At 72.3% G+C, this 12,933-nt stretch carries 10 protein-coding genes; 6 read left to right on the top strand and 4 right to left on the bottom strand.

The window, feature by feature from the left end:
- The first annotated feature begins 23 nt into the window (after nt 1–23).
- Together ACZ67T_RS27865 and ACZ67T_RS27860 are read left to right on the top strand one after the other, a co-directional pair.
- Nucleotides 24–1,514 carry a class I adenylate-forming enzyme family protein gene (locus tag ACZ67T_RS27865; protein WP_469987721.1) on the top strand — a complete coding sequence of 497 codons (1,491 nt, stop codon included), beginning with the start codon at nt 24–26 and terminating at the stop codon, nt 1,512–1,514.
- Nucleotides 1,515–1,738: 224 nt separating this feature from the next.
- Entirely contained in the window at nt 1,739–2,779 is a 1,041-nt protein-coding gene (locus ACZ67T_RS27860; RefSeq protein ID WP_469987720.1) for an MBL fold metallo-hydrolase, read from the top strand.
- A gap of 66 nt (nt 2,780–2,845) precedes the next feature.
- Here ACZ67T_RS27860 and ACZ67T_RS27855 read toward each other — a convergent pair whose 3' ends face one another.
- The 3 genes from ACZ67T_RS27855 to ACZ67T_RS27845 all read right to left on the bottom strand — a co-directional run bounded on the left by ACZ67T_RS27855 (nt 2,846) and on the right by ACZ67T_RS27845 (nt 5,924).
- Nucleotides 2,846–3,604: an SDR family NAD(P)-dependent oxidoreductase gene (locus ACZ67T_RS27855; RefSeq protein ID WP_469987719.1), complete on the bottom strand. Its 759-nt coding sequence runs from the start codon at nt 3,602–3,604 to the stop codon at nt 2,846–2,848.
- 89 nt (nt 3,605–3,693) lie between these two features.
- Nucleotides 3,694–4,722, bottom strand: coding sequence for a phosphotransferase family protein (locus tag ACZ67T_RS27850; RefSeq protein ID WP_469987718.1), 1,029 nt, complete (start codon nt 4,720–4,722; stop codon nt 3,694–3,696).
- On the bottom strand, nt 4,719–5,924 hold the full coding sequence (locus tag ACZ67T_RS27845) for an acyl-CoA dehydrogenase family protein (RefSeq protein ID WP_469987717.1): 1,206 nt from the start codon (nt 5,922–5,924) through the stop codon (nt 4,719–4,721). The genes ACZ67T_RS27850 and ACZ67T_RS27845 overlap by 4 nt, the downstream gene beginning before the upstream one ends.
- Before the next feature lie 151 nt (nt 5,925–6,075).
- On the opposite strand from ACZ67T_RS27845, the gene ACZ67T_RS27840 reads away from it, so the two are divergent.
- Nucleotides 6,076–6,738, top strand: a complete 663-nt coding sequence (locus ACZ67T_RS27840; RefSeq protein ID WP_469987716.1) for a TetR/AcrR family transcriptional regulator — start codon at nt 6,076–6,078, stop codon at nt 6,736–6,738.
- An 87-nt stretch (nt 6,739–6,825) separates the two neighbouring features.
- Here the strand turns inward: ACZ67T_RS27840 and ACZ67T_RS27835 are convergent, their stop codons facing one another.
- A complete protein-coding gene (locus ACZ67T_RS27835) occupies nt 6,826–8,361 on the bottom strand; it encodes an amino acid permease (RefSeq protein WP_469987715.1) in 1,536 nt (511 codons plus the stop codon).
- Nucleotides 8,362–8,494: 133 nt separating this feature from the next.
- Here ACZ67T_RS27835 and ACZ67T_RS27830 point away from each other — a divergent pair, with 133 nt between their 5' ends.
- Genes ACZ67T_RS27830 through ACZ67T_RS27820 form a run of 3 tightly spaced genes read left to right on the top strand, consistent with a single transcriptional unit; the run spans nt 8,495 to nt 12,717 of the window.
- The gene (locus ACZ67T_RS27830; protein WP_469987714.1) at nt 8,495–9,967 is read left to right on the top strand and encodes an FGGY family carbohydrate kinase; all 1,473 of its coding nucleotides are present in this window, start codon (nt 8,495–8,497) and stop codon (nt 9,965–9,967) included.
- Between the two features lie 48 nt (nt 9,968–10,015).
- Nucleotides 10,016–11,458, top strand: a complete 1,443-nt coding sequence (locus ACZ67T_RS27825) for an FAD-dependent oxidoreductase (protein WP_469987713.1) — start codon at nt 10,016–10,018, stop codon at nt 11,456–11,458.
- The gene (locus tag ACZ67T_RS27820; RefSeq protein ID WP_469987712.1) at nt 11,455–12,717 is read left to right on the top strand and encodes an NAD(P)/FAD-dependent oxidoreductase; all 1,263 of its coding nucleotides are present in this window, start codon (nt 11,455–11,457) and stop codon (nt 12,715–12,717) included. The genes ACZ67T_RS27825 and ACZ67T_RS27820 overlap by 4 nt, the downstream gene beginning before the upstream one ends.
- Nucleotides 12,718–12,933: the final 216 nt, after the last annotated feature.

The raw sequence follows: 12,933 nt of genomic DNA, 5'->3' as shown, positions 1-12,933 counted from the left end.
GGCACGGCGTAGCGAGGAAGCGGATGCGACAGGTAGTGCGGGAGTTCCGGCAGAGGGCCGGGCGGGCGGACTTCGTGGCCGTCGTCGACGATGAAGGCAGCCATACGGCACGGGAGTTGCTCGCCGAGGCGACCCGGCTGAGGGACGGGATGTTCCCCCACGGCGGGGGCGGCACCGTCATGCTCCAGGCCGACAACTCGTGGCGCACGGTGGCGGGTGCACTCGCCGTGGGCCTGAGCGGCGGCGTCCTCGCCGTCGTCAACCGCCACACGACACAGGGCGAGTTCGCGGCGGCCTTCGAGGACATCCGGCCGGACGCCGTCGTCGCCGAACCCTCGGCGCTGGCGGAGTGGGCGGTGGCCGAGCTGCTGACGGGCCGCGCCGACGACACGGTGCTCGACGGGTGGCAGGTACATCGCGGCACCGGACGACCCGACGCGGCGCGCTGGTCGGGCGGCGTCCTCATCGGGCTCACCTCCGGTTCGACCGGGCGGCCCAAGGGCGTCGTGCAGTCGGCGGAGGCGCTGACCTACGCGGCCGAGAGCACCATCAGGATCAACGGGCTGCGGCCCGGCGACGCGGTGGCCGCCATCGTGCCGCTGTCGTCGACCGCCGCGTACTGCTTCGGTGTCCACCTCTCCCTGGTCCTCGGCGGCCCGCTCGTCCTGACGGCCAAGTGGGACCGGGCGCTCGCGATGCGCCGGATGGCCGAGCACGCCGTCCGCTGGACCATGTGCGTACCGACGATGGCGCTGCAGATGGGAGCCGAGGCCGCGGGCTCCGGCATCCTCTCCGGAGTGCGCGCGATCACCGTCGGCGGCGGGCCGATGGACCGTGGCGCGCTGGCACGGGCCGAGCAGTCCCTCGGCACGAAGATCCTCAGGGTCTTCGGGATGTCCGAGTGCCTCGGGCACACCTCGCCCCGGCCCGACGAGAGCGAGGAGATCCGGCTCGGCCGGGACGGCCGCCCCTTTCCCGGCACGGACCTGCGTGCCCTCACCCCCGACGGGGCCGAGGCCGGGCCGGAGGTGACCGGCCGGGCGCAGGTGCGCGGCCCGTCCCTCTTCCTCGGGTACGCCCGCTCGGGCCGGGTCGAACCGCCGGCGCTGACCGAGGACGGCTACTTCCCCACCGGCGACCTCCTGATGCCCCACGAGGACGGCACCGTCACCATCATGGGCCGCGAGAAGGACATCATCATCCGCGGCGGCCGCAACATCGACATCACCGAGATCGAACGGGCCGTCGCCGGATACCCGCGTGTCTCCCGGGCCTGTGTGGCGGCGGTGCCCGACGAGGTGCTCGGCGAACGCGTCGCGCTGCTCGTCGTCACGGAGGACGGCGCCGGCATGGACCTCGGGGAGGTCACCGGGCATCTGGAGAGCCTCGGACTCGCCAAGACCAAGTGGCCCGAATTCGTCTACGCAGTCAAGGAGTTGCCCCAGACCAAGGTCGGCAAGCTCGACCGGTCGGCGGCCGGACGACTGGCGCAGAGCCTTCGGGCCGACGACTGAACAGCGGCGTCCCTGCGCGGGCTTCGCGCCGACGCCCGAACAGCGGTGTTTGTGTGCGGCTTTGCTCTGACGCCTGAACAGCGGTGTCTGTGCGGGGACTTCACGCCGACGCCCGAACAGCGGTGTGTACGGACCTCGCGCCGACGGCCTGAACAGCGGCGGGCGCTCGTGCCGATGCCCGCCCGATCCACAGCGGTACACCAGCCAGAGCGAGGGAGAGCACCATGACAGCGCGGTTCGATCAGGGTCCATGGGCCGCGGCCGGAGTCCAGACCGTACGGCCCGGAGTGCACCGCGTACCCCTGCCGCTGCCCAACGACGGACTCCACGCCGTCAACGTCTATCTGCTGGAGAACCTCGCCGAGGACGACGGCATCGTCATGATCGACGGCGGCTGGGCGATTCCCGAGGCCCGCAAGGCGCTTGAGGAAGCCACGGCCGCCATCGGCCGCGATCTCTCCGACATCAGCCACATCCTCGTCACCCACATCCACCGCGACCACTACACGAACGCCGTGGAACTGCGCCGCCTCCTCGGCTCGCGCGTCTATCTGGGGGCGGGGGAGCGGCCGGGCCTCGAGATGCTCGGCCGGCTGCGCAGCGACTCGCCCGCCGGCTCGCTGCGGACCCTGCGCGACGCGGGGGCCGTGGAACTTGCCAACCGCATCGAGCAGTTGGACCACGGCGGCTACGACCCCGCCGTCTGGGAGGCCCCCGACCGCTGGCTGGGCGCCGAGACCGTCAGTTTCGGTGCGGGGGAGCTGCGGGTCGTGCCGACCCCCGGACACACCCAGGGACACGTGGTCTTCCTGGACGAACAGCGCGGCCTGCTGTTCTCCGGCGACCACGTCCTGCCGCACATCACCCCGTCCATCGGCTTCGAACTCACCGAGCCGGGCGGCAAACCGCTCGCCGACTACCTGGACTCGCTGCACCTGATGACCCGGTACGCCGACACACAGCTGCTGCCCGCGCACGGCCCCGTCGCCGACAGCGCGCACACCCGCGTCGCCGAACTGCTCACCCACCACGACGACCGCCTCGCGAAGAGCCTGAAAGCGCTCGGCGACGCGACCCTCGACGCGCACGAGGTCGCCCGTAAGCTCGGCTGGACACGCCGGGAAGTGCCGTTCGGCGAGCTCAGCGACTTCAACCAGATGCTCGCGATCAACGAGACGGCGGCCCATCTGGACGTCCTGGTGCTGCGGGGGCGGATCTCCGTGGCGCGCGTCGGCGATGTCGATCAGTACACGCGAGTGAACTGACACAGCAGTTCCTCTGAGCGCTTCGGGGGGCGTGGCAACTGCCACGCCCCCCAGTTCTGTCGGCGTCTAGCGGGCCGTCCAGCCGCCGTCGACGTACAGCTCGGAACCCGTGACGAAGCTCGCGTCGTCGGAGGCGAGGAACGCCACCGCCCCGCAGACCTCCTCGGGGCTGCCGAGCCGGCCCATCGGCGTGCCCTCCACCATGGCCGTGTGCCTGGGCGTGCCCCGCCACAGTTCGCGCGAGCGCGGCGTCTCGATGAACCCCGGGTGGACCGAGTTCACGCGGACCCCGCGCGTCGCCCAGTGCAGCGCGGCGTTCTTCGTCATCAGCCGGACCGCGCCCTTGGCCGCGTGGTACGAGAACTGGCTGCCGAAGCCGCCGACCGTCCCGAAGATCGACGCGATGTTCACGACGGAGCCGCCGCCGGTCCGCTCGATCGCGGCCCCGCCGTGCTTCATGCCGAGCCAGACACCGGTCTGGGTGACCGCGATGACCTTCTCCCAGGACTCCTGGGTCTCCGTCTCCACGGTCCGCATCTCGGCGATCCCCGCGTTGTTGACGAGCACGGACAGGCCGCCCAGCTCGTCGGTCACCCGCTCGACGGCGCCGCGCCACGCCTCCTCGTCGGTGACGTCGAGGGCGAGGCCGAGGGCCCGCGCTCCGCCCGCCGTCAACTCCTTGGCCAGCTCCTCGCAGCGGTCCGCGTCCACGTCGGTCACCGCCACCGCGGCGCCCTCGGCAGCGAGGCGGTGCGCGACGGCGGTGCCGATCCCGCCCGTTGCGCCGGTGATCAGACAGACCTCTCCGGACAGGCGCTTCGACACTCGTACTCCCTCGGTTCGCTGGACATCTGCGCGCTGGTCAGTGGTGTGCTGGGCATCGGTGTGCTGGTCAGTGGTGCGCCGGACCGCGGTCAAGACAGCAGTTCCCTTCCCGAGCGCAGCAGCGCCGGCACCGCCGCGCCGACGTGCTCGAAGCCCGTGCCGACGGTCTGCCCGGCGAGATAGCGGGCGTGGATGCCCTCCGCGATCACGGCGAGCTTGAAGCAGCCGAGCGCCTGGTACCAGGCGACGGAGCTGATGTCCCGGCCGGACAGCTCGGCGTACCGCTCTGCCAGTTCGCGGCCGGTGGGGAAGCCTGGGTTGGAGGTCGGGACGTGGCGTGCGCCGAGGACCGGTTCACAGACCGGGTCCCAGTACATGAGGAGCATCCCGAGGTCGGCGAGCGGATCGCCGAGCGTGGCCATCTCCCAGTCGACGACCGCCGCGATCCGTCCGGGGTCGCCGGGGGCGAGGATCGTGTTGTCCAGGCGGTAGTCGCCGTGTACGACCGTGGGGGCGCCGCTCGCGGGGAGGCAGCGCGCGAGTCGGTCGTGCAGGGCGTCGAGGTCGGGCAGGTCTCGCGTGGCGACCTTGTCCCACTGGCCGCGCCAGCGGCGCACCTGGCGTTCCAGATAGCCGTCGGGCCGGCCGAAGTCGCCGAGCCCGGCCGCGGCGGCGTCCACCGCGTGGAGCTCGACGAGGGCGTGGACGAGCGCGTCCGCGGCGCGCCGGGCCTCGGCGGGCGGCAGGGTGGCGGCCTCGGTGCCGTCGCGCAGCACCGTGCCGTCGACGAAGTCCACGACGCAGAAGGGCGCGCCGATGATCTCCGGGTCCGTGCACGACAGCACCGCGCGGGCGACCGGCACCCCGGTTCCGCCCAGTGCGGCGACGACTCGGTACTCGCGGTCCATGTCGTGCGCCGTCGGCGTCAGCACTCCGAGCGGCGGCCGGCGCAGCACCCAGCGGTGTGTCCCGTCGGTCACCTCGTACGTGAGATTGGAGCGTCCCCCGTGCAGCAGCTGCAGGCTCAACTCGCCTGCGCACTCTCGGACATGACGTTCGAAGTAGCGCTGCAGGGCGGCGACGTCCACGCCGACCACCGCGGCCTGTGCCGGGCTCATCGGGCGTCCCTCCGCTCCGTCGCCGCCCGTACCGCCCGCTTGGCGATCGCCCAGCGGTGGGTCTCGGAGGGGCCGTCGTAGATGCGGAACGGACGTACTTCCCGGTACAGGCGCGACAGCGGGGTGTCTGTCGAGATGCCGAGGGCGCCGCACACCTGCACGGCGCGGTCGACGACGCGGTTGACGGCTTCGGAGACGTACGTCTTGGCGATCGAGGTGTGCTGGGCGGCCGTGCGGTCCTGGTCCAGCTCCCAGCAGGCCCGCCACAGGATCGCCCGGCTCGTCTCGATGTCGATCTCGGAGTCGGCCAGCATCTGCTGCACCATGCCCAGTTCGGCGAGGCGTCCGCCGAAGGCCGAGCGCTCCGCTGCCCGCTCCAGGGCGATGTCCTGGGCCCGGCGCGCGACGCCGAGCCAGCGCATGCAGTGCGTCATGCGGGCGGGACCGAGCCGCACCTGCGCGTAGCGGAAGCCCTCGTCCACCGCGCCGAGCACGGCACTGTCCGGCACCTCGGCGCCGTCGAAGACGACTTCGCTGTGCCCGCCGAACAGGCCGTGGTCCAGTGTGTCGATGTTCCGGACGATCTTCATCCCCGGGTTGTCGGTGTCGACGAGGAACATCGTCGCGCCGCCCGCGTCACCCGGCGTGCCGCTGGTACGGGCCATACAAATGGCGAAGGCTGCGCCGTCGGCACCGCTGATGAACCACTTGCGGCCGTCGATCCGCCAGCCGCCGTCCGTCCGCGTCGCGGTGGTGGCCAGCGCGCGCGGATCGGACCCGGCTCCGGGCGCCGGCTCGGTCATCGCGAAACAGGACCGCACCTCCCCGGCGGCGAGCGGCCGCAGATACCGCTCCTTCTGCTCCTCGGTGGCCACGACTTCCAGCAGATGCATATTGCCCTCGTCGGGCGCGGCGCAGTTCAGCGCGAGCGGACCGAGCAGCGACTGCCCGGCCGCCTCGAACACGACGGCCTGCCCGCGCAGATCGAGTCCGAGCCCGCCGAACTCCTCGCCGACGTGCGGAGCGAACACGCCCGCCGCCCGTGCCGCCTCCTGAAGCCGCCGCCGCAGCGGCTCGGGACCCGCGTGCACGTCACCGCCGTCGCATGCCTGTTCCTCGGGTATCACCACGTCGCGCACGAACTCCGTGGTGCGCCGCGCGATGTCGGCGACCCGTTCGTCGATCTCGAAGCTGATGGACACTTCTCACCCCTGATCTTGGCTACTGACCATTAGCCATGAGATGGCTGAACTGGATTCAATGTCAAGGGGTCGGGCTATAGTTACGTCCGATGAGCCCAGGGCTCAGCTAATATCCGATAGCTTCGCCTTCGACAGCTGCACGGGAGTTCATGTGAGTGGATCGCCGCGCGAGGTCTACGAGCGTCCGCACCGGCCACCGCACCCGGGAGGCGCCCTCGCGGTCGACCGCCGGGCGGGAATCCGGGACGCCGCGCTGACGCTCTTCGCCGCGCAGGGCTACCGGTCCACGACCATGACCGACATCGGCGCCGCCATCGGTATCCGCGGGCCGAGCCTCTACAAACACGTGGCGTCCAAGCAGGAGCTGCTGGCCGAGATCATGACCGGCACGATGGAGCAGCTCATCGCCGACAACGCGGCGGCCGTCGCGGACACCGACGACGTACGGAAGCAACTGCGCCGCTCCGTCGAGGCGCACATCCGTTACCACGCGCGCCACCGCCTGGAGGCATTCGTCGGCAACCGCGAGATCGGCAGCCTCGAACAGCCCGACCAGGACCGCGTTCTCGCCGGCCGCAGCGACTACGAGCGCCGCTTCCGCGAACTGATCGAGCGGGGTGCGGCCGAGGGCGCCTTCCGCGTGCAGTCGGCCAGGATCGCCTCGTACTCGATCCTCGACATGGGCATCGGCGTCGCGAGCTGGTTCCGCGAAGGCGGCGAGTTCACCGTCGACCAGCTCGCCTACCAGTACGGAGACATCGCGCTGCGCATCGTGGGTGTGGGCAAGCAGGCGGCGCCGGACGGCGGCGACTAGCGCGCACACCTGGGACTTCTGCGCGGACGAGGACCCGGTCCGCGCCTGCTCGGGGGGCACCGGAGTCCGGTGACCCCCGAGGCGTGTTCAGGAGCCGGTGCCGACGGCCTCCTCGGGCTGGTGCGCCGCCGACGGGGTGCCGTACGAGCCGCGGGCCACGAACCACCACACCGTCGCCAGGACGAGCACGACGGCCAGAGCGACCGACGCGTAGTTCATCGACGCGACCGTCACCGGTGACGCCTGTGGCAGGCAGAACAGGACCGTCACGAAGGCCACCCAGGCCACCGCCACGCAGCCGACCGGCCTGCTCCAGCGGCCCAGGTTCCACGGGCCCGGCTCGAAACGGCCGCCCGCGCGCAGGCGCAGCAGGATCGGGATCGCGTACGCGGGGGTGATCCCGATGACGTTGATGGCCGTCACCGCCCCGTACGCCGTCGTCGAGTACAGGGACGGCAGCGCGATGACCGCGGCGAGGACGACCGAGAGCCACACGGCGGGGACAGGGGTCCGGGTGCGGGCGCTCACCTTGCGCCACAGCCCGGAGCCCGGCAGCGCGTTGTCGCGGCTGAACGCGAACACCATGCGGCTGGCCGCCGCCACCTCGGCGTTGCCGCAGAACAGCTGTGCCACGATCACGATCAGGAGCAGCGCCGTGGCCCCCGACGTGCCGAGTGCGTCGATCATGATCTGCGCGGGCGGCACCCCGGTCGCGGAGTTCTGGGCTCCCGCGTAGTCCTGGATCGCGAACGTCAGGCCTGCCAGCAGCACGAATCCGGCGATCCACGAGACCCAGATGGACCGGACGATGCCACGGGCCGCGGACACGGAGGCGTTCGACGTCTCCTCCGAGAGGTGGGCCGAGGCGTCGTAGCCGGAGAACGTGTACTGCGCGAGGAGCAGCCCGATCGCGGCGACGTACAGCGGGTTGTGCCAGCCGGTGTCGTTGACGAACTCGGTGAACACGAAGGACGGCGACTGGTGGTGGTCCGGGACGATCGCGAGGACGCCGACGATCACGGCCACGCCCGCCAGGTGCCACCACACGCTGACGGAGTTGAGCACACTGACCAGACGGACGCCGAAGAGGTTGAGGGCGGCGTGCACGACCAGGATGGCGAGGAAGATCAGGAACGTGGAGCCGGGTGTCGGGTCGAAGTCGAACCGGAGATTGAGGAACGCGCCCGTGAACAGGGCCGCGCCGTAGTCGATGCCCGCGATCGCGCCGAGGAGACCGAGGAGGTTGAGCCAGCCCGTGTACCAGCCCCAGCGGCGGCCGCCGAGCCGGTCGGCCATGTAGTAGAGGGCGCCCGACGTGGGGTAGGCGCTGGTGACCTCGGCGAGCGCGAGGCCGACGAGGAGGACGAAGAGGCCGACACCCGCCCAGCCCCACAGCATCACGGCGGGACCGCCCGTGCCGAGGCCGAATCCGTACAGGGTCATGCAGCCGGACAGAATAGAGATCACGGAGAAGCTGATGGCGAAGTTGCCGAAGCCGCCCATGCGCCGGGCCAGGACCGGCTGGTAGCCGAGCTCCCTGAGCCTGGCCTCCTCGTCCGGTGGCCCGGCCGGCCCGCCCTCGGCGGGGCTCGACGAGGTGGTGCGTATTTCCGGTGTGGACATGAGCTCCTCTTGCGTGGGGAGAGAGGCCTGAAGTCACAGGTGGAATAAGGAGATTGACGGTCAGTCAGTGTAGGTGCCAATGGTGAGGGAGGCACCCTTGACGCTCCTGCGGGGACTGTTGCAGGCTTCCGCGGTGATCACGAATTCCGGCGGGCCGCGCGAGGGGACCGTCCTCGCCATCGATCAGGGCACGTCGGGGACGAAGGCCCTCGTCGTCTGCCCGCGGCGCGGCGTGATCGGTTCAGGAAGTGCGCCCGTGCGTCCGCGCCACCTCCCGGGCGGCCTCGTCGAGGTCGACCCGGCCACGCTCCTGGCCTCCGTCGTCGACGCCGGGCGCCGTGCGCTGGCCGCGGCGGGCGAGCCCGTCGACGCGGTCGGACTCGCCAACCAGGGCGAGACGGTCCTCGCCTGGGACCCCGCATCCGGCAGACCGCTGACGGACGCGATCGTCTGGCAGGACCGACGGGCGGATGCGCTGTGCGCGGAACTCGCCCCGCACGCCGATGAGTTACGAGAGCTCACGGGACTGCCGGTCGACCCCTACTTCGCCGCGCCGAAGATGGCCTGGATCCGCCGCCACCTCACCCGGGACGGCGTCGTCACCACCAGCGACGCCTGGCTCGTCCACCGGCTGACCGGCGCGTTCGTCACAGACGCCGCAACGGCGGGACGCACGCAGCTCCTCGACCTGGACGCCGTCGCGTGGTCGCCGCGCGCCCTGGACATCTTCGGTCTCGGCGGCGAGCGGCTGCCGGACGTCGTCGACGCGGCCGGGCCCGTCGGTACGACCAAGGCGTTCGGGCCCGAGCTCCCCCTCGCCGGGCTTCTGGTGGACCAGCAGGCCGCGCTGCTGGCCCAGGACGTCACGGAGCGCGGAAGTGCCAAGTGCACCTATGGGACAGGGGCGTTCCTGCTCGCCCCGACCGGTGACCGCCCGCACCGCGGGGACTCGGGGCTGGTCAGCTGCGTCGCCTGGCGCCTCGCCGGGCAGAGCAGTTACTGCCTCGACGGGCAGGTCTACACCGCCGCATCCGCCGTGCGCTGGCTCACCGACCTCGGGGTGATCTCGGGGGCCGAGGACATCGACCCGGTGGGATCGGCCGTGCCCGACACGGGCGGCGTCACCTTCGTGCCGGCCCTCGCCGGTCTCGCGGCGCCCTGGTGGCGAGGCGACCTTCGCGGTTCCCTCACGGGCCTCGGCCTCGACACCACCTCCGGCCACCTCGTCCGCGCCCTGTGCGAGGGGATCGCCGCGCAGGTCGTCTCGCTCGCGGACGCCGTCGCCGCCGACCTGGGAGAGCCGCTGCGGACCCTCCGCGTCGACGGCGGCCTGACCCGGTCGGCCCTGCTCATGCAGACCCAGGCGGACCTCCTCCAACTCCCCGTGGAGGTAGCCGAGTTGACGGACGCGACCGCGCTCGGTGTGGGGGTCGTCGCACGGCTCGGGATCGATCCCGAGCTCACCGTGCGCGACGCGGTCCCGCGCGGGCGGCCCGCCGCCGTGTACGAGCCGCGCATCGACGCGGCGCAGGCCGCCGAACGCCTCGACGGCTTCCGCTCGGCGGTGGCCACGCTCCTCGACCGCACGCCGACGGTGTCCCCATGACCGTCACCGTCAAGGAGGCGCCATGACCGTCACCGTCAGGGAGGCGCCATGACCGTCACCACCAAGGGGCCGCTGTCGTCCAGAGGGGAGATGTCGTCCCGGCCCTACGACGTCGCAGTCGTCGGTGCCGGTGTCGTCGGCACCGCGATCGCACGCGAGCTGGCGCGCCACCCGCGTCTGCGTATCGCTCTCGTGGAGGCGTCAGGCGATGTCGGCGACGGCACCTCCAAGGCCAACACGGCGATCCTGCACACCGGTTTCGACGCCGTGCCCGGCTCCCTGGAGTCCCGCCTCGTCAGGGAAGGGCAGCGGCTCCTCGCCGCCTACGCGGCCGAGTCCGGAATCCCCGTCGAGCCCGTCGGCGCGCTGCTCGTCGCCTGGGACGAAGAACAACTCGCCGCGCTGCCGGGCCTGTTGGAAAAGGCCGGGCGCAACGGATACGACGCGGCGCGGATCATCGGCGCCGACGAGACCCTGGCCCGCGAACCGCAGCTCGGCCCCGGAGTCCTCGGCGCGCTCGACGTCCCGGGCGAGAGCATCATCTGCCCCTGGACGACCACACTGGCGTACGCGACCCAAGCGGTGCGCTCCGGTGTCGACCTGCACCTCAACTCGCCGGTGGAGGCAGTCGGTTCGGCAGGCGGCGATCATGTACTGGCCACGTCGCGCGGCGAGCTCCGGGCGCGGTTCCTCGTCAATGCCGCGGGGCTCCACGCCGACGTGCTCGACCGGTTCGTCCTCGGGCGCCGGGACTTCACCGTCACCCCGCGTCGCGGCCAGCTCATCGTCTTCGACAAGCTCGCCCGCGATCTGGTCCGGCACGTCCTGCTTCCGGTGCCGACCGCGCTCGGCAAGGGCGTCCTCGTGGCGCCGACGGTCCACGGCAACGTACTCCTCGGCCCGACCGCCGAGGACCTCGACGACAAGGCGGCGACCGGCACGACGGCGGACGGACTCGACGGGCTCCTCGCGAAGGGGCGCCGCATCCTGCCGGCCCTGGTCGACGAGGAGGTCACCGCCGCCTACGCGGGCCTGCGCGCCGCCACCGAACACGACGACTACCGCATCCGCTGTCACGAGGACCGGCGCTACGTCACCGTGGGCGGCATCCGCTCGACCGGGCTCACCGCCTCGATGGCCATCGCGGCGCATGTCGCGGGCCTCGTCGCCGAGGCGGACCCCGGCCTCGGTCTCAAGGAGCCGGCCGACCTGACGCCCGTCCGCATGCCCAACCTGGGCGAGGCCTTCCCTCGCCCCTACCAGCGCGCCGACCTCATCGCGACCGACCCCGCCTACGGCACCATCGTCTGCCACTGCGAGCGCGTGACCCGCGGAGAGATCAGGGACGCCCTGATCAGCACGGTCCCGCCCGCCTCCCTGGAGGGACTGCGCCGCAGGACCCGGGCGCGGGGCGGCCGGTGCCAGGGGTTCTACTGTGGGGCGGCCGTGCGCGCACTTCATGAGGGGCGGGGCGAGTGGGGGCCGGAATGACGCGGCGGCAGCGGAGCGTCGACGTGATCGTCGTCGGCGCGGGGCCCGCGGGACTTGCCGTCGCCCGTGGCCTCGCCGAGGAGGGCGTGGGCGTCGTGGAGGTCCTGGAGCGTGAGGCGGTGGCGGGCGGCGTTCCGCGGCACTGCCACCACCGCGGGTTCGGGCGGTGGGGCCTGACCGGGCCGCAGTACGCGGCCAGGACCGTGGAGGCCGCGCTCGGTTCCGGCGCACGCGTGCGGACCGGCGTCACCGCCACCGGATGGGCGGGGCCGCTCACCCTCGACACCACCGGCCCGCACGGGCTCGAACGCATCACCGCACGCGCCGTCGTCCTCGCCACCGGCGCGCGCGAACGCCCGCGCAGCGCACGCCTCGTACCCGGCACACGGCCCGCCGGAGTGCTCACCACCGGCGAGCTCCAGCAGGCCGTCCACCTGCAGGGACAGCCGGTCGGCAGCCGCGCGGTCGTCGTCGGCACCGAACCGGTCAGCTACGCGGCCCTGTCCGCCCTGCGCCGCGCCGGCGTCACCGTCGCCGCGCTCACCACCGAGGAGCCGCGCCACCAGCTGGGCCGGGCGCGGGCGGCGGCGGCCCGTATCGGTCACGGCGTCCCCGTGCTCACCGGCGCGACCGTGGCCGAACTCCTGGGAAAGAGGCGGGTGTCGGGGGTCCGGCTACGGCACCGCGACGGCCGGCTGACGACCGTCGGCTGCGACACCGTGGTGTTCACCGGGGACTTCGTGCCGGACCACGAGCTTGCGCGGCGCGGGGGAGTGGCCCTCGACGCGGGGACGCGAGGGCCCGCTGTCGATGGCGCGTTCCGCACCGGCGTCACGGGCGTCTTCGCGGTAGGGAACGTGCTGCACGCGGTGGAGCCGGCGCCGTGGGCGGCCCGCGAAGGCGCTCTCGCGGCCGACGCCGTTCACGCGTTCCTGGAGGGTGCGGGTCCGGCTCCGGGCGGTCCAGCGATCGAGGTCGCGGCGCCCCTGCGCTGGGTGGCGCCGAACCGGGTGGCTCCGCAGGCGCCGGTGGACCGCTTCGTCCTGCGGACGGCGCAGGTGCTGGTGCGGCCCGTCCTCGTCGTCACTCAGGACGGCCGCGCACTGCACCGCCAGTACGTGCCGCGCGGCGCGCTCCCCAATCGAACTCTGCATCTGGCGGGTCACTGGACGGCCTCGGTCGACGCCATGGGCGGGCCGGTCCGGGTCGCGGTCGGCGGCCGGCTCGGGACCGGAATCCTCGGAGTGTCCACGGAGTGATGCGCGCCCTTTGCTGACGCGCGCGACTTCTCCGCCGTACACCGCCCGCCCCGGCTGCCCGGCGGTGCGCCTTCGAAAAATGGCGCGGACACGCCCATTGTCAGGGTTGCGGCGAGGGAGTTACATGGTCCCCGCACGTGACGAAAGCGCTTTCTGCCGGTCGGGGGAATCCCGGTCGGCAGCCCCTTCGTTGCCGTTCGGAGGCCGTATGAGACT

It is taken from the genome of Streptomyces sp. NPDC107517 (assembly GCF_055582645.1).
This window is presented reverse-complemented; position numbering and strand designations above follow the sequence as displayed.